This window comes from Actinoplanes aureus (genome assembly GCF_015704865.1).
Lineage (GTDB): Bacteria > Actinomycetota > Actinomycetes > Mycobacteriales > Micromonosporaceae > Actinoplanes > Actinoplanes aureus.
Window position 1 is genome coordinate 58,150 of sequence record NZ_JADQTO010000021.1, and the last position, 23,007, is coordinate 81,156.

The following is a 23,007-nucleotide window of genomic DNA, read 5'->3' on the forward strand; positions in this document are numbered from 1 at the left end:
GAGATCGGGCGATTCCTCGCCGGCCACGACGCTCTGTCAGGGAATGGCGGTTGTGTTGAAGGCGAATCTGGCTGTCGAGTCGGCGATGGCGTCGGCGTTGACGTCCAACGCGGTCATGTTGGGGTTGGCGATGGTGTCGCAGGCCAGGTGGTAGCAGATGTCGTAGGCGACACCGGCGGTGCCACCGAACAGCGCCTGTTCTTCCGGCGTCTTGATGCCTTCGGCACCGGTGAAGATGCCACCGGCGGGAATTCCCACCGCGATGAACGGGCCGTAGTCGGAGCGGCCGTCGAAGTCGGTGCCGACGTGGCCGAGACCGCGGGAGTCGAAGAAGGCCGCGAGCTGTTGCTCGATCTGCGCGGAGCCGGGCGGTCCGGCCGGAGAGCCCACCCCGTCGGAGTCGTCGCCGTCGTAGAGCTTGTAGGCGTAGTTGGGTGAGGCCACCATGTCGAAGTTGAGGTACAGCCTGATCCGGTCCCGCTGGGCGGCGGACAGACCCTCGACGTACTGATCGGAGCCGAGCAGCCCGATCTCCTCCGCCGCCCAGAACGCGAAGCGGACCTTGTTGCGCACCGGGAAGTGACGCATCTGCAAGGCGGTCTCGAGGATCGCGGCCGTGCCCGAGCCGTTGTCGTTGATGCCGGGACCGGCCGTCACGCTGTCGAGGTGCGCGCCGACCATCACGACGTTGTTCGGGTTGCCGAGCCGTGTCTCGGCGATCACGTTGTGGTTGGTGCCCAGCGTCAGCGTGGAGTCGACCTTGAGGCGGACGGTGGTTCCGGGGTTGGCGGCGAGCTCGTTGCCGACGGCGAAGCTGGCGAAGACCATGGGAACTCCGGCCCGCCACTCTCCGATGTCGAGCGGGAAGGGGTCGGTGCGTCCGGGCTGTCCTTCGTTGAAGACGATGATGCCGGAGGCGCCGGCGAAGCCCGCGTTGCGGATCTTGGTGGCGAACCCGCACGTGCCGCGCTGGATGAGCGCGATCCGGCCGGCGACGAAGCCGTTGAAGTCGGCGGCTTCACATCCGCTCGTCGAGGTCGGTGTGGGGGTCGGCGGCAGCGTGAGGTCGACACCCTGCACCTGCGCGGTCACATCGCCGGCGGGTGAGGGTTCGAAGGTGAAGAACTCCTGGTTGGGAACGTAGGTCTTGCTGACCGGTGCGGTCTGACTCAGCGTGGGCGGGCTGTTCTCCGTCCAGTCCTGGACGAAGTTGATCGGGTTGAGCGTGACTTTGTAGCCGGCTCGGCGCAGTTTGCCGGCGACGTAGTCACGTGAGGCGTTGTAGCCAGGCGTTCCGGCAGCGCGGTTGCCGCCGTTGGCGTCGGCGATCGCCTGCAGGGCGTCGAGGTGCTCCTTGGCGTTCGCGCCGGTGACCCGCTTGACGAGGATCTTGGCGAATACATCGTCGAGCGGGGCAGCGGCCGCTGGTGCTGGTTGGGCGAGAAGTAGTGTCAGGGTCGCGGCTACAGAAACGACGCCGACAGCCCCCTTACGAGAAAAAATGCGCATAGTTCCCCCCGGGTGAATGAACCGATGGATGCTCCGTGACACCCCTTGAAGCGCGTTGCCCAGAACGTAACGTGCGCTCTCGATGCCAGGCATGGTCCGATCAGGTGGCCGCAAGGCGCATGGGGTACAGAACGACGAACCACGGTAATTGGCGCCAGCTCGGGTCAGGAGCGACACCCGGCAGCCGTCCGGGGATTCCCGCCAACCGCGACAACGGAGTTGGTCAGCGTTCCCAGCTGCACGGACGTTATCTCGATCGTGTCACCGGGTCGCGCGGTGAAATCGGCACCCGGCACGACGCCGGTGCCGGTCAGCAGCACCACACCGGCCGGAAAGCTGAGCGCCTGGAACAACCAGCCGGCCAGGTCTTCGAAGCCGCGGGTCATCGCTGAGGTCGAGGTCGTCGCGGCGTACGCCTCACGGCCCTCCCGCACCACCCGCAAGCCGATCTGGAACGGGCCCGGACCGGCCGCCCAGCTCGGCACGATCGCCGGGCCGACCGCACAGGAACGGTCGTAGATCTTCGCCTGCGGCAGGTAAAGCGGGTTCTCACCCTCGATCGAGCGGCTGCTCATGTCGTTGCCCAGCGTGTAGCCGAACACATCGCCGGCCGCGTTGAGCACCAGGCCGACCTCGGCCTCGGGGACATCCCAGCCGGAGTCGGTGCGGATCCCGACGGCGTCATGGTCGCCGACGACACGCCACGGACTGGCCTTGAAGAAGATCTCGGGACGGTCGTTGTCGTAGACGTGGTCATAGAGGGAACCGTGCCCGGACTCCTCCTTGCGCCCGTCGCGGCTGCGCCGGTACGTCACCCCGGCCGCCCACACCTCCTGCCGGTCGACAGGAGGAAGCACCGCGTCGCCCGGCATGTCGCCGCCGGCCTCGCGGGCGGCGGCCTCGACCACCGCCCGCGCCTGGTCGAGAGGCAGGGTGAGCAGGTCGGCGAGAGCGCCGTCGAGCCCGGCCCATTCGCCGTCCCGGCACACTGCCCACCGCGACGCGCCGCCGGCGCGCAGGTGGTGAATGGAAATCGCCAATGTGACCATCCTCGGTAGGTGGAGATGTAGCCGTTCCGGTGGCGCGCGCCGACGCCGTTACGCTGGTCGGGTGCCGCTCGGTGTGGAGATCATTGACACGGGTACGGCATTTCGAAAGGACTATCGACATGCCCCGTGTGGTACCGGCGGTCATCCGCGCCCTCGACGTTCTCGAACTGTTCCTGGACCGCCCCGAACTGTCGGCCCGCGAGGTGATCGAACGGCTCGAACTCCCTCGCACCACCGTTCATGAATTGCTCGTCACGCTCGTGGACCGCTCGTACCTGATCGTCGTCCCGGGCCAGCCGGTGCGGTATCGGCTCGGCATGCCGTTGTTCCAGCTCGGGGCGGCGTTCGCCGGCCGGCTCGACCTGGTCCGCGAGGCGCAGGGCGTCGCGCGCGACGTCGGCGCCGCGTGCAACGAGGCGGTCCACGTGGCCGTGCGGGACGGCGCCGATGTCATCTACCTCGTCAAGGTTGACAGTACCCATCCGGTCCGGATGGTCTCCGCGGTCGGGCGGCGGCTCCCGGCCCACTGCACGGCGGTCGGCAAGATCCTGCTGGCCGGCCTCGATCAGGCCAGCCTGGACGCCGTCCTGGCGAAGGGTCCCCTGCCGGGCATGACGCCGGAGAGCATCACCGACCCGGAGCGCCTGCGGGCACATCTCGACCAGGTCCGGGCCGAGGGCGTCGCGGCCGACATCGGTGAGTCCGACAGCGCCATGCGCTGCGTGGCCGCGGCGGTCCGGGACCATTCCGGCGCCACCATCGCCGCGATGAGCATCTCCGCGCCGATCATCCGCTGGACCCCGCAGGCGCATCTGGAGTGGACCGAGCTGGTGCGCGAGGGCGCTGCCACGCTCTCCGCCCGCATGGGCTACCTGACCCGCCCCCGGTAGCCCGCCTGCCGTTCCGGGCGGCGGGCACATCGAAGCATTGACATCTCTCATCGGGCTCCCCTACCGTCGCGTCTACCGGTGACGATATATCGAACTCTGTACGAAATCTCGAACAGCGGTGCCCCGAGGGAGGCCAATGGTCATGCAGGACAACTCGTTGTGGTCCCGGCGCGGCTTTCTGGGGATGGGGGTGGGGGTGCTCGGCGCGGCCGGTCTGGCCGCGTGCGGCGGCGACTCCGAGTCGCCCTCCACCGTGCAGCCGGAAGTTCCGAAGGAGCTGCTCGACGCCGCGGCGTCGGTGAAGGGCTCCTCGATGGGGATGCTGTCGCAAAAGTTGTACTCGACCGCGGCGAACGCAGCGCTCGACAGCTCGATCAAGAAGTTCGCCGACGCCACCGGGACGAAGATCGAGAACAGTCTGGTCCAGGCCGACGCCGGTGACGTGGTGGCCAAGATAGACGCCGAGGTCAAAGGCGGTGTGGCACGGGACCTGGCGTTCATGACCGACTCGCGGTTCATCGCGCAGTTCCATGCGCTGGGCGACCTGGAGGACGTGACGGACACCGTCGAGGCCCTCACCGCCAAGTACGGCGAGCCCTGCGCGGAGGCGAAGAACTTCTGCGTCTTCGACGGCAAGTGGTACGCGATCCCGTACCACTTCATCGGGATCGGCTCGTTCCTGCGCAAGGACTGGATGCAGGACAAGGGCATCGCCCCCAAGGACGTCTACACGTGGGAGGAGGTACGCGACCTGAGCCTGGCGATCTCTGATCCGGGTAAGCGCCGGTTCGGCTGGGGCATGACCGTGAACCGCTCCGGTGACGGCAACGGCCTGATCGAGGCGCTGATCAACTCCTACGGCGGGGCGATCGCCTCCAACGACGGCACGAAGGTCACGTTCGACTCGCCCGAGACGGTCCAGGCGGTGACCTTCCTCGGCGACATCTACACCAACCCCAAATACCGGCCCATGCTGCCGCCGGGGGTGGCCAGCTGGACCGACACCAGCAACAACGAGAACTGGCTCGCCGGCATCCTCGGCTACACCCGCAACAGCTTCAGCGTCTACGCGGACTCCAAGACGAAAAAGAACCCCGTCTACGCCAACACCCACGTCTTCTCCGACTGCATCGGGCCGGCGACCGACAAGTCCCTGCTGCTCGGCCAGTCACAGGGTTTCGTCGTATTCAAGGGCGCCAAGAACGCCGCGCTCGCCAAGCTGCTGGCGCAATACCTGGTCAGTGCGCCCGCGCTGGTCGGGGTGGCGAAGGAGGCACCCGGTCTGGCGATGCCCGCCTGGGAGAAGGTCTGGGACGCCGACCCGTTCTTCACCGGCGGCGACCCGGCGTTTCCCATGCTGCGCACCATGTCCCAGCAGCCGTTGCCGCTCGAAACCAAGAACGGGCTGGCCTTCCCGCAGAAGGCCAGCGCCGGCCAGCAGGCTGTCGTCGGCGCCTACGTCCTGACCGACATGATGCAGCAGGTCGTCCAAGGAACAGCTCCCGCGCAGGCCGTGACGGCCGCACACGCCAAGATGGTGCAGATCTTTGCCCAGCAGGGGCTGCCGCAGTGAGGTCGGTCCGTGCCGCGCCGGCCCCGGTGACCAAGGCATCCTCACCGCCGGGGCCCGGCTCGCTCACCGCGACCCAGCGGCGGCTCGGCCGGGACTGGCGGCTGGCGGCGCTGTTCCTGGCGCCCACGGCAGTGCTGGTCGGGGCGCTCGTACTCGTGCCGATCGCCCAGTCGATCGTCACCAGCACGACGGAGCGGCACGGGGCGGACAGCGTGTTCGTCGGCCTGGCCAACTACATCGCTCTGGCCGGCGACGCGCAATTCCGTACGGCCGTCGTGAACTCGTTCGTCTTCACCGCGTACGCCGAAGTCTTCAAGGTGGTGCTGGGGCTGGCCGCGGCCCTGCTGCTGCACCACCGGCGCCGTGGCCGGGCCCTGCTGACCGGGCTGCTCCTGGTGCCGTGGGTGGTGCCGACCGTGGTGACGGCGTTCAGCTGGCGTTCGCTGCTCGACCCCATCTTCGGCAGCGTCAACACGCTGCTCACCGCCTCGGGGATCGGGCCGCTGCTGGCCTCCGCGAATCTGGTCGACAGCTGGCCCGCGGGCTGGCTGTCCGACGCGTCGCTGGCCATGCCGTCGGTGATCCTGGTCAACGTGTGGAAGGGGGTGCCGTTCTTCACCGTCTGCTTCCTCGCCGGGCTGAAGGCCATCCCGGCGGACCAGTACGAGGCGGCGACCATCGACGGCGCCTCGTCATGGCAGCGCTTCCTGCACGTGACGCTGCCCGGACTGCGCCACGTGATCACCGTGACGGTGACCCTGTCGTCGATCTGGACGTTCAACAACTTCGACCTCATCTGGCTGCTGACGCAGGGCGGCCCGGGCGACGTGACCACGCCGTACGTGCTGGTCGCCTACACGAAGGCGATCCTGCAGCTGCAGTTCGGCGCGGGCGCGGCGGTCACGCTGGTCATGCTGCCGATCATCGGCGTACTGGTGTTCGTCCTGGTCCGGTTGTTGCGCCAGGACACCGGCACCGAACCGCCGGGGCGGACCCGGACGGCGCGGTGGGTCGCGTGGGCCGTCGCGGCGGCGGTCACCGGCCTGCTGGCCTGGGCGTCGCCGCAGATCTTCTGGAAGGCGGCCGTGGTCCTCGGCGTGATCCTGCTGGTCGCGGCGGCGGTCGGCCGGCTGATCTCGGCGCTCCAGGCCCGGGGTGGCCGCCGCGCGTCGTCGTTGGTGTCCAGCGTGGGCTCCGGTGTGGCGCTGGCCGGGTTGCTCGCCTTCGTGCTGTTCCCGATGTACTGGATCGCCGTCACGGCCTTCAAGTCCGAGGGCCAGGTCGTCATGCGCGAGCACGACCTGTGGCCGACGCCGTGGACCCTGGAGCAGTTCAGCGCCCTGTTCGCCAACCAGCCGTTCGGCCGCTGGTATCTCAACACCCTGCTGGTGTCCGCGGCGTCCACGACGGTGGCACTGCTCTGCGCCGTCCTGGGCGGCTACGCACTGGCCCGGCTGCGTTTCCGCGGGGCGCAGGGCTTCACCGTCACCGTGCTGCTCACCTACGTGATGCCCGGCGCGCTGCTGTTCATCCCGCTGTACCAGCTGCTCATCGAGGTGCGGCTCACCGACTCGCTGTGGTCGCTGGTGCTGACGTACCCGACCTTCACGCTTCCGTTCGCCACCTGGCTGCTGGCGGGGTACTTCGCGTCGATCCCCGCCGACCTGGAGGACGCCGCGCTGGTCGACGGTTGCAGCCGCGTCCAGGCGTTCGGCCGGGTGGTGCTGCCCCTGGCCAAGCCGGGGCTGCTGGCGGTCGCGCTGTTCACCCTGACCAACGCCTGGAACGAGTTCCTGTTCGCCTTCGTGTTCGTCACGAAGGACGAGTACAAGACGCTGCCCGTGGGGATGCAGTCGATGATCGCCGGAGACGTCGTACCGCAGGGGCAGCTCGCCGCCGCGTCGCTGCTCGTCAGCATTCCCGTGGTGGTCATGTACGCCTTCGGGCAGCGCTTCCTGACCGAAGGGCTCACCGCCGGAGCGGTGAAGGGTTGAGTGCCTCCCTCATGGGGCGAGGGAGGCACTCCCCACTAGCGGCGCGGAGCGCAGGCGGTCAATGGCTGCGGGCATCACCGCAGCCATTGAGTGGCGTCGATTCATTTGCCAGGATGGCGCTATGACGACGGCGCGACGCCTGTTCTCGGCCCTGTCCGTAACACTTCTGGCGGTGACCGCGGCCCTTCAGGCCGCACCCGCGGCCGCCGCGCCGCCCGGTGGCGTCGATCCGGATACGCCGTGGCGAATGCGGCACTGGCCGCAGACTCAGCCGTGGCAGCTCGACGAGGCCACCACGCTGGCGCGTCCGGCCGGCGAGCCGCAGCCGATCGACCCGCAACGGTACGAGCTGCCGGACACGATGACCTGGTCGGACTACAAACCGGTGCCGGGCACCGACTGGGCGAACCCGGCGGTACGCGGCTCGGAGCGCAACTTCAACGGCGCGCTCGTGCTGGTCGACTACCCGAACCAGCCGTTCGTGGTCACCCAGCCCGCGAACTCCACGATCTACGGCAACCCGTCCGGCGTACAGAATCTGGACCGCTCCGAGGTCCCCGCCTTCTACCGCGACTTTCTCAACAAGCCGGGTGCGCTCAACCGGGGCCACACCATCCACGAGTACTGGATGGAGGACTCGAACGGGCGCTACGGCATCGAGTTGAGCGCGTTCGGCGTGTACCAGATGCCGGCCGAGAGCCACGAGTACGGCATCGAGAACCAGATGCAGCGCGGACTGGGGTGTCCGAGCGACGACGTGTGCGGCCGCAATCTGCGTACCGATGCGCGTGCCGCCTGGGTCGCCGCGGTCGGTGAGCAGGAGGCGGCCGCGTACGATTTCGTCTTCTTCCTCTCGGCCGGCCAGGACGAATCGGCCACCTGGCAGGAGTTCGGCCCGATGAAGTTCACCACCAAGGAGGACGTCACCGACGAGTTCGGCCCGCCGGACGAGTCGCTGCCGAACTGGAACGCGACGCGCTACGTCGAGTGGACCTCCTGGCAGGCCTCGGCGAACATCTGGCCGAACGCCACCCAGGGCAGCTCGCTGCAGGCGGAGAGCTCGGGCATGTCGACGTACGCGCACGAGTTCAGCCACATCCTCGGCATCGGCGACAACTACAACAACCCGTACTCGGTCCCGCCGCGCCGCGACTACAGCGGACCGTGGGAGATGCTGAGCCGGGGCACTTTCAACGGGCCCGGCGGACCGCACAGCCGATGGCTCATTCCGGGCACGGCGGGGTCGTCGATGGGCGCCCAGCACATGCTGCGTAACAAGATGAAGCTCGGCATCGTCGACGACGAGGCGGTGCTGAAGCTGTCCCGCGACGCGCTCGCCGAGTCCGGCGTCGTGGTGACACGCGTGACGGCACGTGCGGTCGACCCGGCGGGCCGCCGGCTCGCCGGGATCAACGTGACCCTGGACGGCGGCGACCGCAGCGCGGCCTGCGACACCGCGACGGATCCGTACTGCGACGGCGGCGGATACGACAACTACACGGTCGAAGTGGTCGACCGGATGGGCTTCGACTCGTTCACCCCGGACTCCGGTGTGCTGCTGGCCAAGACGAAGGACGAGGACGCCGCGCCGTTCATCTGGACCGTCGACGCCAACCCGCAGGACATCGACAAGGTCGACTTCGTGCTGCCGGACGGGACACCGCAGAAGATGACCATCGGCGACTACCGGCAACTCTCCGACGCGCTGTTCCACGCCGGCACCGGCTCGGGCAGCCTTTTCGAGTACGCGGACACGGCGAACCGGCTGCACTTCTACGTCCTGGACCGGAGGCGCGACCGCAACGGCGTGCTTTCGTACGAGGTGGCGGTGCGCTCGCTCGACGGCGCCGGGCCGTCCGCGCGCGGGGTCAGGGCGTGGCCGGCCGTGGCCCGTGCCAACTCGTCCGGCTGGGCGCGGTGCACGATCCCGCTGCGCAACACCGGCCGGGCCGCCGACGTCTTCCGAGTCTCGGCACCCGGTGCCGTGCTGCCTCGTGCGGTCGTCGGGGTTGCCGGTGGCCGCCCGTCGACGGTGGAGGTCTACGTCAAGGGCGTCCCGCGGGTGCCGGTCACGATCACCTCGGAGAGCAGCCCGGCAGCGACCGTCACCACCTCATGCACGGTCCGGCGGTGATGCGCTGACCGCCGCCTCTACGACATCGCGCAGCCGTCCCGCCGTCCAGGCTCCGGCGATGCCGCGCCGCGTGGCGAGGTAGGCCACGATACGTTCGGCGGACCAGCCGTGTGCCTCGTGCAGCCCGTCGGCGAGCATCGCCAGGTACGGCGCGGCCGGCGACGTGGTCGGAATGTCGCCGGCCCTCCACGGTGCCGTGAAGGTGAGCACCGGATATCCGTCGTGCTCGCCGGCGTGGACGAGCGTCTCGTACGGGCCGGGTCCCAGCTGCGCCGTGCCGCGCGAGAGGACGCTGTCCAGGTCTGTGCCGGGGGCCCGGCGCATCTCCTGTGCCACCACGTCCGCGAACTGCCCGGCCGTCAACAGGTAGGCGCGGGCCGCGGTGGTACCGGGGAGGTGCCGGTCGTAGAGGGCCACGCCGCCCGTCCACTGGCTCGAATTCAGCGCGAAGTAGATGCCGCCCGGCAGCATCACCGGCCGGATCGCGGCGGGTTCGCGGGGGTCCCGGCATCCCGGCAGGACGCGGCGGGCGCCGGGCGGGCAGCCGCCGGCGAGGTAGTACCGCAGTCGCGCCAGGCACATGTTCGATCCGTACGCCGCGTACCAGACCAGAGTCTCTCCGGCTCCATCGTTCGCCATCACCCGAACATTGTGGTGTCCCGGCTGCGGTGAGCTGACTGGCCGGATGCGGCCGGCGGGCGTGCGGATCCGGCGGTCTCGAGCCGCGACGTCCGGACCAGTCCCGCCCCGAGCAGCATGAGGAACAGGCCGAGCACCGCCATGTCCTCGGTCGCGTTGCCGGTGGTCGGCAAATCCCCGCCGTTGTCCGGCTGCGATCCGCCGGTGTCCGGTTCCGACCCGCCGTCGTCCGGCTGGGATCCGCCGGTGTCGGGCGAGGGCGAGGGCGCGGGCGCCGGCGCCACCGTGACGTCCAGCCGCATCGACCGCACGTTGCCGTCCGGGTCAGCACCCACCGCGACGATGCTGTGCGTGCCGGCAAGGTTCGCCGGCACGGCGATGTCGAGGGAGAACTCGCCGTTGTCGTCGGTGAGGACCGTGCCCAGGGAAACCGGCGCCGAGTAGACGACGACCTCCACGGTCGAGTTGGGCGCGTAGCCGGAGCCCCGGATAGTGACCGTCTCGCCCGGTTGGACGGCGTCGACGTCGCCGTCCGCACCGCCGTCCGCGCCGAGCTGTTCGTCCGCGACCGGCGGTGTCGAGGGAATGGCGGGCGGGACCGCTGTCACGCTCGCCGATGGCGCGGACGCGATCGAGTCACCGCTGGCCGAGTGTGCCACGACCACGACCGTGTACGGCTGGTCCGCCCGTGCGCCCAGGACGCAGGTCGTAGTTTCAACGGCTTCGCAGGTCGCCGGGCCGGGTGAGGCAATCGCGGTGTAACCGGTGACCGGCGCGCCGCCGGGCGCCGGGGCGCTCCATGACACGGTGATGGTCGCGGTTTGCGGCGCAGCCACCACCGCGGTCGGCGCGGCCGGCGGGGCGAGTGGGGTCACCGACACCGCGCCCGTCGCGGCGCCGGGGCCGGCGGCCGTGACCGCGCGCACCTGGATCTGGTACGTCGAGTCGTTGCTGAGGTTGCCGACGGTCGCCGTCAACATGCCACCGGCACCACCGGCCGGGCTCAACCCGGACCAGGTCTTTCCGTTGTCGACCGACACCTGGTAGCCGGTGATCGCATCAGCGCGGGCATCGGCCGGCGCCCCGAACGTCAGCGCCGCCGCACGGTTGCGGGCTGCCACGGTGAGCGCGCGGGGAGCGCCGACGTCGGCGCTCAGGGTGAGCGCGGCCGCTGGGCTGGGCGCGCCGGGACCGGCGGCATTGATGGCACGGACCGAGACCTGGTACGTGGCTCCGCCGGTCAGCGCCGGCCGGCCCTGGCCGGAGGCCGTCGTGATGACGGCGGTCAGTGTGCCGGTTCCGCTCGGCGGGGGCAGCGCCGCCCAGGTGGCACCGCCGTCGGTGGAATACTCGTAGCCGGAGATCTCGCTGCCGCTGCTGCTGGGCGCCGCGAACGTCAGGGTCGCGCCGGCCGTGCCGGGCACCGCGGTCAACCCGCTGGGCGCACCGGGAGCGCCGTACGGGGTGACCGTCACCGCCTCGCTTGCCGGGCCGGGGCCGACCTCGTTCGACGCCCGCAGCCGCAGCCGGTACGCGATTCCGTTGGTCAGGTCCGCGATCGTGGCGCGAACGGTCGTCGGCCCGAGCTGGGTGTAGCCCGCCAGCGGCCACCAGGTGGTGCCGCCGTCGGTGGAGTAGTCGTACCCGGTGATGGTGGCACCGTGGGCGGGCGGCGCGGTGAACATGACGGTCACCTGCCGGTCGCCCGATGTCGGCGTGATCAGGCTCGGCGCACCCGGCTCGGCCGGCGCCAGGATCCTCCCGACGGGATCGCTGGCCGGGCCGGCGCCCTGTGTGTTCACCGCTCGCAGCCGGATGTCGTAGCGGTGGTCGTACCGGAGAGGCAGTCGGGTGTCGCTCTCGGCGGAGACCTCCACGTGCAGCGGGCCCGTGCCGGTCGGTGCGACGTCGGCCCAGGTTTCGCCGTCGTCGGTGGAGTACTGATATTTGACGATCGCGCTGTCGCCGGGGCTCGCCGCGGTGAAGTCGACGCCGAAGCGGTTGCCGAGCAGCGACAGGTTGAGCGATGCCGGCCGGCCGGGCGCGCCCGGCACCGGCAGTTCCACCCTCAGCGGCATGCTGTCCTGGCCGGTGCCGAGCTCGCTGACCGCCCGGAGACGCAGGTAGTAGGTCTGCCCGTTCTGTAGCGGAGTGGTGCCGTCACCGGCGGAGGCGGTGATGATCGTCGAGCTCATGCTGAAGTCGTCGTTGACGGTGTAGGGCGGCAGCGGTCGCCAGGTCCCGCCGTAGTCGGTGGAGTATTCGAGGCCCGTGACCCGGCTGCCGCTGTCCGTCGGCTTGTTCCAGGTGAGGGTGATCGCACGGTCCCCGACCTGGGCGGACAGGTCGACCGGTGCGCCCGGCACGGTCGGGTCCAGGGCGGCCTCGACCGGGTCGCTGGGCATGCCCGGACCCTGGTCGTTCACGGCACGGATGCTGATCAGGTACCCGGTGCCCCGTGCGAACGGCCAGCCGCTCTGGCTCTCGGCCTCCAGGACCGCGTGCAACGGGCCGGTGCCGGTGGTCGTCACGTCGGCCCACGTACTGCCGCCGTCGGTGGAGTACTGATATTTGACGATCGCGCTGTCACCCGGCGCGGGCGCGGTGAAGTCCACACCGAATCCGGCGCCGGCCGGAGCCGCCGTGACAGGAGCCGGCGCTGCCGGCGCACCGGGGTTCGGAAGGGTGATCGTGACCGTCTCGCTGTCCCGGCCGGTGCCGAGGTCGTTGAGGGCATGGATCCGCACCTGGTAGGGCATGCCGTTCGACAGGGAGGTCGTGCCGTCGGATTCGGTGGCGATCGTGGCGGTCCCCCGCATGTCGCCGGTGACGCTGAGCGGCTGCCAATGCGCCCCGTCGTCGGTGGTGTACTCCCAGCCGGTGATCGGGCTGCCGTTGTCCGGTGGCACACCGAACGTGAGCGTCATAGTCCGGTCGCCGGGCTGGATGCGCAGATCCCACGGCCCTTCCGGCGCCGTCGCCGGCAGAGACGCCTCGGCCGCGCCGCTGGGCATTCCCGCGCCCTGGGCGTTCACCGCGCGGATCCGGATCCGGTACGGACGACCATGCGCGAACCGGAAGTCACCACTGCTCTCCACCTGCAGGACCGCACGCAACGGCCCGGTGCCGGTGATCGTCGCATCAGCCCACGAGTTGCCGTCGTCGGTCGAATACTCGTACTTGACGATCGCACTGTCACCGGGGCTCGGCGCGGTGAAGTCGACCCCGAAACCCTCGCCGGCCGCAGCCGCGGTCACCGAGGTGGGCGCCTCCGGCGCGCCGGGGTTCGGGAGGTTGACGGTCACCGTCTGGCTGTCCGGTCCGGCGCCGAGCGCGTTCAACGCCCGAACCCGGATCCGGTACGACTGGCCGGTCCGCAGCACGATGGAGCCGTCTCCGGTGGATTCGGTCGTGACGACAGCGGTGAGCCGCATGGTGCCGCTGACACCGGTCAGCGGCCGCCAGTGGGCACCGTCGTCGGTGGAATACTCGAACCCGGTCAGCGGACTGCCGTTGTCCTGCGGATTACCGAAGCTCAGCGCCGCTCCGCCCTCGGCCCGCGGCACGGCCGTCAAATCCCACGGCGCTCCCGGTCGGGCCGCGGGCAAGGAAGCCTCCGCCGCGGCACTCGTCATCCCCGCGCCCTGGGCGTTCACCGCGCGGATCCGGATCCGGTACGGACGACCATGCGTGAACCGGAAACCGCCGCCACTCTCGAACTCCAGAACGGCGTGCAACGGCCCGGTGCCGGTGATCGTCGCATCGGCCCAAGTGCCGCCGTTGTCGGTCGAGTACTGATACTTGACGATCGCACTGTCACCGGGGCTCGGCGCGGTGAAGTCGACCCCGAAACCCTCGCCGGCCGCAGCCGCGGTCACCGAGGTGGGCGCCTCCGGCGCGCCGGGGTTCGGCAAGACGATGGAGGCGGTCTGACTGTCACGCCCGGGGCCGAGGGCGTTCCGGGCACGGACCCGGATCCGGTACGGCTGACCGGTGCGTAACGCCGTGGACCCGTCACCCGCGGACTCGGTCGTGATCACGGCGGAGAGCCTCATCTCCCCGCTGACCCCGGTCAGCGGCCGCCAATGGGCACCGTCGTCGGTGGTGTACTCCCAGCCGGTGAGCGGACTGCCGTTGTCCGGCGGGTTGCCGAAGCCGAGCGTCACGCCACCCTCGGCCCGCGGGACAGCCGCCAGATCCCACGGCGCCCCCGGCGGGGCCGACGGCAAGGACGCCTCCGCCGCGGCACTCGGCATACCCGCGCCCTGAGCGTTCACCGCGCGGATCCGGATCCGGTACGGACGACCATGCGCGAACCGGAAGTCACCGCCACTCTCGAACTCCAGAACGGCACGCAACGGGCCGGTGCCGGTCGTCGTCGCATCGGCCCACGTGCCGCCGTCGTCGGTCGAGTACTGGTATTTGACGATCGCACTGTCACCCGGGCTCGGCGCGGTGAAGTCGACCCCGAAACCCTCACCGGCCGCAGCCGCGGTCACCGAGGTGGGCGCCCCCGGAGCGCCGGGATTCGGCAGACTCACGATGAACGTCTGAGTGTCCTGTCCGGGGCCTTCCGCGTTCAACGCGCGGAGGCGCAGCTGATACTGCTGGCCCGGTTGCAGCGCGGTGCTGCCGCCGCCACTCGACTGGTTGGTGATGGTGGCGCTCAGCTGAGTGGTACCGGAAACGGTCAGCGGTCGCCAGCTCGCTCCGTTGTCGGTGGTGTACTCCCACGCGTTGATCGGGCTGCCGTAGTCCCGCGGCGGCGAGAAACCGAGCGTGACGGCGCTCGCTTCCACGCTCACCGTCACCGAGTGCGGGGCATCCGGCGCCTTCGGCGGAATCGTCACGGCGAAGGGGTCGCTGGGCACGCCCGCGCCGTCGGCGTTGACCGCCCTCACCACCACGTTGTACGGAATGTTGTGTCCCAGCGGCATGTTGCCGCCGTGGGACTCGTGCGTGACCGTGGCCTGTTTGGTAGTCGTGCCGGTCACGTTGGCCAGCTGCCGCCAGCTGGTGCCGTTGTCGGTCGAGTAGTCGTAGCCGGTGATCGGGCTGCCGCCGTCGTCGGCCACCTGGAAGGTCAGGGTGAGCGTGCCGTCGCCCGGCGCCGCGGAGAACCCGGTGGGCTTACCCGGCGCGGCCATCGCCGTCTGCTCGGCGGCATCCGTCGCCGAGCCGGCAGCGTGCCGGGCGGTGCCGTCCGGCGAAGCTTCACTTTCCGTGGACGCGCTCGCGGACGGGGATGCGTTGGCCTGAGGCTCGGCGAAGGCCGGTGCGGTGTTCAGCATCGCGGCGGTGTTGGCGGTGAGCGAGAGGGCTCCGATAGCGGACAGCCAACGTCGACGGCGCATGAACGCACCCCATCTTCACGGGAAGTAATGTCACGCGCACCATATGTAAGCGGGCTCTCGTTGGAGCCCTCCCCCGCTCTTCGTCCCCCGCACGGGCGAAGATGGGTTCGGTCTGGCCGCGGCAGGGAGGTGTCTATGCCGCTGAACCGTGACGTCGAGATTCATGTCTATCGTGACGCGAACGGATACCGGCTTGATCTACGGTCGCTGGCCGGCGACACCTCAGCCTCCATCCAGTTGAGTTCAACGCAGATCATGGCGGACTTGGGGGCTGTGAAACGAGAGGTGGGGCTGCCGGCCGCACCGGCCAGGGACGCGGGAATCGAACCGGCTGGGACGGGCCAGCCGCTCCAGGATGTGGGCGCGGCCTTGTTCGGCGCGCTCTTCTCCGGTGACGCCTTCGCGCTGTACCGCGCGAGCCGCGTCGAGGCAGAACGGCAGAACAAGACCCTGCGGCTGGTGCTACGGCTACCACCGGAGCTGGCCGTGTTGCCGTGGGAACTGCTGTTCGACGAGAGCAGCGGGGACTACGTCTGCCACCGCTGCTCGCTCGTGCGGTACGTGCCTGTCCCGGAACCGCTCCGCGCGCTGACCGTCGCGCCACCGGTCCACATACTCGGTATGACGTCGTTGCCGGCCGACCTGGCGGTGCTGAACGCCGACGACGAACGACGGCTGCTGGAGACCGCACTGCGAGAGCTGAGACAGCGCGGGTTGGTATCGCTTCGCTGGGTCGACGGTGAGACCTGGGCAGCCGCCCGCGACGCGCTGATCTCCGGCTGCCATGTGTTCCATTTCATCGGTCACGGCTCCTTCGACCTGGCCACCCAACACGGTTCGATCTTCTTCGCGGACAGGCACGGCAACAGCGAGCCGGTAGCCGCCGCCGAGTTGGCGAAGCTCCTGGCCGTCCCGGACTCGCCACCACGGCTGGCGGTACTCAACAGTTGCCTCACCGGGGCGGGCACGGCCGCGGATGCGTTCGCCGGCGTGGGCTCAATGCTGGTCCGTCGTATCCCGGCGGTGGTGGCGATGCAGTTTCCGATCTCCGACGATGCGGCGATCACCTTCGCGCAGACGTTCTACACAGCCCTGGCGAGGGATCGCGGTGTCGACGAGGCGGTGCGGGTGGCGCGGATCGACATGGGCCGACGCTCAGGCACCTTCGAATGGGCGACTCCCGTGCTGTACCTGCGCAGTCAGGACAGCGACCTGTTCCACATCCAGGGCGATGGGGACACACCGGACGCGGCGGGCCGTCCGGGGACGCGGGTAGTTCCCGCTGAGCTGCCGCCGATCCCGGCCGTGCATGTCGGCCGGCAGCGCGAGCTCGGCGAACTCGACGCACGGCTGGCGGCAAACGCGGGGCCGGACGGCCGTCTGCTGGTACTGACCATCGGTGGGGCCGGCGGCATCGGAAAGACCGCGCTGGCACTGCACTGGGCTCACTCCGTTCAGCGGCGGTTCCCCGACGGACTGCTGTACGTGAACCTTCGCGGATTCGGCACCGAAGCGCCGATGGACCCGGCGGAGGCGGTACGTCATTTCCTGACCGCCTTCGGCATCGACGACCAACGGATCCCGGGCGACCTGGACGGGCGCACGGCCCTCTACAGATCGGTGACCGCGACGACGCGGATACTGGTCCTGCTGGACAACGCCGTGGACTCGGCACAGGTACGGCCGCTGCTGCCGGGCTCTCGTAACGCGGTTGTGCTCGTGACGAGTCGCAACCAGCTCGGCGGGCTGATCTCGGACGGCGCGACACCGGTGACCCTGGACTTTATGTCCCACGCCGACGCTCTCGCTCTCCTCACCCAGCGGCTGGGCGGGGCACGGCTCGACGCGGACGCGCAGGCCACGAGCGACCTCCTCGACTTCTGTGGCGGGCTGCCGCTGGCACTGTCCATCGTCGCGGCGCGCGCGCAGATCCGGCCGCGGACCCTTCTGGCGTCGCTCCGCGACGAGCTGACGGATGAGGGCGAAAGGTTGGATCTGCTCGCCATCGAAGGAGCCGAGACCAACCTGCGCGCCGTCTTCTCGTGGTCCTACAAGGCCCTCACCCCGCAGGCACAACGACTGTTCCGGTTGCTCGGCGTCAACCGGAGCCCGGAGGTCGGTTTGTACGGTGCCGCCTCGCTCGCCGATCTGCCGGTCAATCGCGTGCGATCGCGGCTCCGGGAGCTGGACGGCGCCCACCTCCTGGACGAGTACCGGCCGCAGCGATATCGCCTGCATGACCTCCTGCACCTGTACGCGGCGGCGCTCGCCGAAGAGGTCGATCCGCTCGACGATCGGCAGGCCTGCCTGCGTCGGTTGTTCGGCTACTACCTGGACACCGCCATGGTGGCCCGCGCGGTCCTGATAGGCGACCAGCCGTCGTCGAATCGGAGCAGCGGCTTGACGACCGCGGATGCGGGCGTTCGGATACCGCCTATACAGAACCGTGCGGAGGCCGCGGCGTGGTTCGACGCGGAGGATGCCAGCCTGCTTGCCGCCGTCACGAACATCGCGACCGGGGACCTTGCCGAATTCTCCGGCCTCCTCGCCTGGTCCGTCGACAACGTGTGGGTTTGGCGTGGACGCGTCCACGAGGTCGCCTCGATCTGGCGTAACGCCGCCGACGCCGCCGACCGGCGTGGCGACGCCGCCGCGATCGGCCGAGCCAACCGGCTCCTCGGTCTGGCTCTCCTGCGCCTGGGTGACAACGCCCAGGCCCGGACTCACCTCGAACGCGCGGCGGCCCAGTTCGCGGCTCTGGGCGATCCAGGAGGTCAAGCGGCAGCCCAGATGAACCTGGCGACCGCCCTCGACCGGGACGGGGATCCGAACGCGGCCAGTCAACTCGCCAACAGTTCCCTGCTGCTCTTCAGGACGGCTGCGGACAGGAGAGGTGAGGCGCACGCACTCAAGGCGGTGGGCCGCTACCGGGCCGAACTCGGCGAACCGGCCGAAGGACTGGCGGACTGTACGGGTTCACTGCACATCTTCCAGCAGCTGGACGACCTGGACGGTCAGGCCGACGCCCTCGACGACATGGGCAGGATCCACCAGCAGCTCGGGAAGCACGACCAGGCCCGCGAACTGTACGAGCGTGCCCTCGACCTCTACGGACAGGTCGGCGACGACTACGGCAGAGCCGACACCCTCAAGCATCTCGGTGACGCGCGGCATGCGCTCGGCGAAACCGACTCGGCCACGGCAGCGTGGCATCTGGCCACGGAACTCTTCCGAGCGCAGGGCCGCCATCACCGGGTCCGCCTCCTGGATGCGACGTGACGGGACGAGGACGATGCGGTCGTCGGTGTCGGCGGTCCACGCCCGGGTGACCTCGGCCAGCGGCACCGCCCGTGCCCGTACGCCGATCGCGCCGTCGGTTATCGCCGCGGCGAGCCCCGGCAGTTCCGCGATGAAGTCGCGGGCCGGGACGGAGCCGATACGCTGCCGACGATCTGCAGCCGGTGCTGCTGTAGTGCGAGCCGTCTGCCTTGGCTCGGGTCAGCTGACGCTCACGCGGGGTCCTCGAGCTCGTCGGCGAGCGCCTGCCAGGCCGCGGCACACGACCGGGCCACGTCGGCCATGGACTCCCGCCAGTGCGGCGGCACCGCGGCGACGAGCTCGGCCCATTCGGCCCGCTCGATCACGTGCGCGTCGACCCAGCGGACGAAGACCCGGCCCTTCTCGGCGTAGCGAACCGCCGGGTCGCGGCTCAGGTTCTCCCGCACCGCGGGCCAGCAGGCGCTCTCCCGGGCGCCGCCGGTGCGGCGCCGCCGGTATTCGACCGCGCCGCGCTGCGAGGTCAGCACCGGGTCCTGGCCGGCACGGAGGCGCTCCCGCACGTCCCGCGCCGTGCCCACGGATACCCCGGCCTCTTTGGCGATGGCGCGCAGCGGCGCGTCCGGCTTCAGCGCGATGAACTCGCCGGCCCGCCGCCGGCCCGCCGATCCGTCCACCGGACGCACCCGCCCGTCCCGTCCTACCCGGCTGCCCTCCGCTGCAGCCGGGGGGACGAGACGACGGCGGATCATGCTCACCGTCGTCGGTGACAGACCGACGGCGGCCGCGACGGCCCGGTCGGACATGTGCCCGAACAGGCCGAGGATGCGCCCGGCCGCCGCCTCGCGGTCGGACCGGGACAGCGGCAACCCGTGCTTGAGGTTGGCGTCGACCGAGAGCAGGAATGCCTCCGCGTCGTCACCGTCGAAGAAGGTGACCGAGATGGTGCGGTCGCCGCGTAGCTTCGCGGCGCGCAGCCGGTGCATGCCGTCGATGACCTTCATGGTGCGCCGGTGCACCAGGATCGGCGGCAGGCCGGACGCCGTGGCCAGCAGCTGCACATGCTCGGGGTTCTCCCCGCCCAGGCGCGGCGAGTAACCGGGCAGCAGCGACGATATCGGCACCGCGACCGGGAACCCCCTCCGCACATCGTCTGCTTCCAGGAATTCTGCGCTGCTCAACATTGGGACACACCTAACTGGGACAGGATCCGAGAAGGTACGACAGTCGACTGCTGATGCTCAAGCGCGACTCCACTCCGAATCAAATGTGGATTCGAACCTTGAATGGCTGCTTGTGCCGGGTTCGACTGTCACCCCAGGTGTGCGTCTCAGATGCGACCTGACGCCCTCGGTCGGCGTTCAAATCCCAGCCGCGGCAAGCCGCGGACATGTCCTACCGGGTCACTTCTCGATGCAGAACTCGTCGATCGGATAGCCGACATGCCGCTGCTCGACCGGCAGGCAACCGAGCACCTTCGTGCCCTCGGTCAGCTCCGTCACGTTCAGCACCGTGCCGCCCGGCCCGAGCACCCGCACATGCCAGTCGTCCTGGACGATCAGGTTGACCTTGACGCCCGACGGCGCCACCGCGTCGATGGCGAGCAGCGGGCGCGTCTCGATCTTCACCCGGCCCACGGTGACGACCCGTGACCGGCCCTGCGAGTCGACGGCCAGCACACGGCCGCCGGAGTGAAGCTCGCTCAGGTAGTTGGTGCGCCCGTTGGCCGACAACGTGTACGAGTGCAGCGCGCCGGCGTTGACCCGGAACGGCCGGGTCGGCATGTACGGCAGCGGGTGCGTCTCGCTGCAACAAAGGATCATGCCGGTGGAGTGCGAGCCGACCAGGATGCCCTCGTCGAGCCGGAAGTTCGTGCAGGTGTCGACGCAGGCCCGCTCACCGATGCCGACCCGGCGGATTCCGGTGACCGTCAGCTCGACGAGCGACACGTCCGCCGCTTTGCTGAGCGCGGCGGCCTTCAGTTCGGTGGCCTCGCCCGGGACACGGGGTGCCAGCATCACGCCGTCGGAGCCGTGTTCGAGGACCCCGAAGACGATCTCGGCTTCCTCGACGTCGGCTACCTGGGTGATGATGCTGCCCTCGGCACCGGCCGCGGCGGCCAGCACGATCTCCAGGGGGATCTTGGTGGGGTCGCGGAAGTAGAGCAGGCTCCACTTGTCGTGCCGGGCGGCGTGGCAGGCGGCCTCGAGACTGTCCGCGTCAACGATCTCCACGTACCGGCCGAACTCCACGTCGGGAAACTTCTCGGTCAGCACCGCGGGGTCGCCGTGCCGGGCCGGATCGACGATCACCAGGTCCGCGGCGCCGAACGTCTCGGGCAGCGGCTGGTGCTGCGGGAACAGCACCTTCTTGACGGTCGGGGGAATCGGCTCCAGGTCGGCGGCGTCGGCCGCCACGATCGCGTCCACCCGCTGGTGGACGGCCTCCTCGACGATGGCCTCCCGGGCGCCGTTGACGTTGCGGATGTCCAGCCAGCACAGCTTCACGGAAATCTCCTCAGAAACGGGTCAGGACGTGACGACGAGCCGGTCGGCGACGTCGTAGCGATCGGGAATGCTCGGCGTCTCGTGCACCAGCCGGGCGAGAGCGGACGCCGTCCAGCCGGGCCGGTCGGACTGGAAGACGTTGCGTCCGACGGCCACACCTGCGACACCGCCGCGCAGCGCGTCCGAGACGTACGCCAGCAGCGTCTCGGTGTCGGCCGAGCGCGGGCCGCCGGCCACCACGAGCGGGATCGGACAGGAACGGACCACGTCGGCCATCTCGCCCGGGGTGCCCACGTAGTCGGTCTTGACGATGTCGGCGCCCAGATCGGCGGCCAGGATCGCGGCGTGTGCCACCAGCTCGGGCGCTCGCGAATCGATGATCTGCGGCCCGCGGGCGTACATCATGGCGAGCAGCGGGAGGTTCCAGCGGTCGCACTCCCCCGCCACGGCCGCCAGATCGGAGATCTGGCGGGCCTCCTGCGGCGAGCCCAGGTTGACGTGCACGCTGACCGCGTCGGCGCCCAGCCGCAGCGCCTCCTCCACGTGGGCGACCAGGTACTTCGCGTCGGGATCGGGAGCGTGCCGGGTGCTCACGCTCAGGTGCACGATCAGCGACATGTCACCGAACCAGCCGGGGTCGACGTAGCGCAGGCTGCCCTTGTGCAGCACCACGGCGTCGACGCCGGTGCCGGCGATCTCGCCGACCAGCGCATTGAGGTCACCACGGCCCAGCGGGCCGTCGGTGACGAAATGATCAAGGGGTACGACGAGCAGGCGCCCGTCGTCCCGCCGGAACAGGCGCCGCAGGCGCAGTGAACGGGCGAACGAAGCATTGAGCACAGCCATTGTGTCCTGCCTCTCTCAAGCGATGGGCCGGGCGGATTCGGGTTCGCGGTGCGCGGCGGCGGTCATCGCTCGTAGATGCGCTTGTGGCCGGACAGCCCGGCGAACCGGTACGGCCCGGTGGTCTCCCGCGGCACGAAGTGGTCGCCGCCGTCGACCGGGAACGAGTGCTCGTGGATCGCGCGATAGCGGGCGTAGTCGATGTCCAGTCGACGGGAGATCGCCTCACGGTGCGCCTCGGATCGCAGATGCGACCGGTATCCCGGCATGACCGTGCCGGCGAAGAACTCCGCGACACTGCCCGACCCGTAGCTGAGGAAGCCGACGGACCGGCCGGTCAGGTCCGCGCTGTTGTCGAGCAGCGCGGCCAGGCCGAGGTAGAGCGACGCCGTGTAGCTGTTGCCGATCACGGCGTTGTACCCGGTCGTGTGCCCGACGGCGCGGGTGACCTCGGCCTCGTCGACGTCGTGCCCGCAGTGCTGCAGCAGGTGCCGGTGCGCTTTGTACGCCATCTTGGTGAACGGCTGGTGGTAGCAGATCGCGCTCAGCTCGTCGAGCTTGCGGCCGTCACGCTCGGTGTAGTCCTTCCAGGCGCCCTCCAGCGCCTGAAGGTAGGCCGCGATGGACTCGTGCCCGTCGACCAGTGCGGTGGTGCGGTAGTTCGGCCGCCAGAAGTCCGTGATGTCGGCGGTGAACACCCCCGACGGCTCGTCGACGCGCACCAGCGCGGGTTCCGCACTGACCAGCATGGCCACCGCGGCCGCGCCCTGGGTCGCCTCGCCCGGCTCGCCCATCTCGTACTTGGAGACGTCGCTGGCGATCACCAGGACCTGCTCAGCGGGGTTGCGGTGCACCACCCCGAGGGCGAACTGAAGCGCCGCCGTCCCGCCGTAGCAGGCCTGCTTGAGCTCGACGACCCGGGCAGCCGAGGGCAGGCTGAGCAGCGAATGCACGTGGATGCCGGCCGCCTTCGACTGGTCCACCGAGGTCTCGGTGGCGAACACGATCGTGCGGATCCGGTCGGCACCGTGCCGGGCGACGACGGGTGCGGCGGCGGTGGCCGCCATGGTGACGATGTCCTCGTCGGCCGCGGGCACGCTCATCGACATCAGCCCGATGCCCTTGTGGTACTTGCCGACGTCGGTGCCGTTGCGATCGGCCAGCGTCCGGTGCGTCAGAACGTATTGCGTGGTCGCGACCGAGAGGTCGTGAATCCCGATGGGCACGTCGCCGGGCATC

Annotated in this window: 12 protein-coding genes and 2 pseudogenes; 5 read left to right on the forward strand and 9 right to left on the reverse strand. The window is 69.8% G+C overall.

From position 1 onward, the window contains the following. Positions 1-81 precede the first annotated feature (81 nt). The 3 genes and pseudogenes from I4J89_RS52050 to I4J89_RS34285 form a co-directional block, all read right to left on the reverse strand. A pseudogene (locus I4J89_RS52050) lies at positions 82-735 on the reverse strand (M28 family metallopeptidase); the annotation flags it as partial. A gap of 69 nt (positions 736-804) precedes the next feature. Next, positions 805-1,602 (reverse strand): annotated as a pseudogene (locus tag I4J89_RS52055) (PA domain-containing protein); the annotation flags it as partial. 71 nt (positions 1,603-1,673) lie between these two features. Then, complete coding sequence (locus I4J89_RS34285; protein WP_230860064.1) at positions 1,674-2,549, reverse strand: fumarylacetoacetate hydrolase family protein; 876 nt, start codon at positions 2,547-2,549, stop codon at positions 1,674-1,676. Positions 2,550-2,677: 128 nt separating this feature from the next. Between I4J89_RS34285 and I4J89_RS34290 the strand changes: the two genes are divergently transcribed. The 4 genes from I4J89_RS34290 (at position 2,678) to I4J89_RS34305 (ending at position 9,149) form a co-directional block, all read left to right on the forward strand. Continuing rightward, complete coding sequence (locus I4J89_RS34290; RefSeq protein WP_196418304.1) at positions 2,678-3,448, forward strand: IclR family transcriptional regulator; 771 nt, start codon at positions 2,678-2,680, stop codon at positions 3,446-3,448. Between the two features lie 136 nt (positions 3,449-3,584). Next, the gene (locus tag I4J89_RS34295; RefSeq protein WP_230860065.1) at positions 3,585-5,021 is read left to right on the forward strand and encodes an extracellular solute-binding protein; all 1,437 of its coding nucleotides are present in this window, start codon (positions 3,585-3,587) and stop codon (positions 5,019-5,021) included. Further along, entirely contained in the window at positions 5,018-7,015 is a 1,998-nt protein-coding gene (locus tag I4J89_RS34300) for an ABC transporter permease (RefSeq protein ID WP_196418305.1), read from the forward strand. Before I4J89_RS34295 ends, I4J89_RS34300 begins: the two co-directional genes overlap by 4 nt. A gap of 121 nt (positions 7,016-7,136) precedes the next feature. Continuing rightward, a complete protein-coding gene (locus tag I4J89_RS34305; protein ID WP_196418306.1) occupies positions 7,137-9,149 on the forward strand; it encodes a M6 family metalloprotease domain-containing protein in 2,013 nt (670 codons plus the stop codon). Here the strand turns inward: I4J89_RS34305 and I4J89_RS34310 are convergent. After that, positions 9,129-9,788: a histone deacetylase gene (locus I4J89_RS34310; protein WP_196418307.1), complete on the reverse strand. Its 660-nt coding sequence runs from the start codon at positions 9,786-9,788 to the stop codon at positions 9,129-9,131. The genes I4J89_RS34305 and I4J89_RS34310 overlap by 21 nt on opposite strands. Beyond that, a complete protein-coding gene (locus I4J89_RS34315) occupies positions 9,788-14,935 on the reverse strand; it encodes a fibronectin type III domain-containing protein (protein WP_196418308.1) in 5,148 nt (1,715 codons plus the stop codon). The genes I4J89_RS34310 and I4J89_RS34315 overlap by 1 nt, the downstream gene beginning before the upstream one ends. 39 nt (positions 14,936-14,974) lie before the next feature. Here I4J89_RS34315 and I4J89_RS34320 point away from each other — a divergent pair, with 39 nt between their 5' ends. After that, entirely contained in the window at positions 14,975-18,421 is a 3,447-nt protein-coding gene (locus tag I4J89_RS34320; RefSeq protein ID WP_196418309.1) for a CHAT domain-containing protein, read from the forward strand. A 230-nt stretch (positions 18,422-18,651) separates the two neighbouring features. On the opposite strand, the gene I4J89_RS34325 is transcribed toward I4J89_RS34320, so the two are convergent. The 4 genes from I4J89_RS34325 to I4J89_RS34340 form a co-directional block, all read right to left on the reverse strand. Further along, a complete protein-coding gene (locus I4J89_RS34325) occupies positions 18,652-19,566 on the reverse strand; it encodes a ParB/RepB/Spo0J family partition protein (RefSeq protein ID WP_309238585.1) in 915 nt (304 codons plus the stop codon). Positions 19,567-19,821: 255 nt separating this feature from the next. Further along, entirely contained in the window at positions 19,822-20,925 is a 1,104-nt protein-coding gene (locus tag I4J89_RS34330) for a 3-dehydroquinate synthase II family protein (RefSeq protein ID WP_196418311.1), read from the reverse strand. Between the two features lie 21 nt (positions 20,926-20,946). Continuing rightward, the gene (locus I4J89_RS34335) at positions 20,947-21,771 is read right to left on the reverse strand and encodes a 2-amino-3,7-dideoxy-D-threo-hept-6-ulosonate synthase (protein ID WP_196418312.1); all 825 of its coding nucleotides are present in this window, start codon (positions 21,769-21,771) and stop codon (positions 20,947-20,949) included. Positions 21,772-21,833: 62 nt separating this feature from the next. Then, positions 21,834-23,006, reverse strand: coding sequence for a hydroxymethylglutaryl-CoA synthase (locus I4J89_RS34340; protein ID WP_196418396.1), 1,173 nt, complete (start codon positions 23,004-23,006; stop codon positions 21,834-21,836). Between the last annotated feature and the right edge of the window lies 1 nt (position 23,007).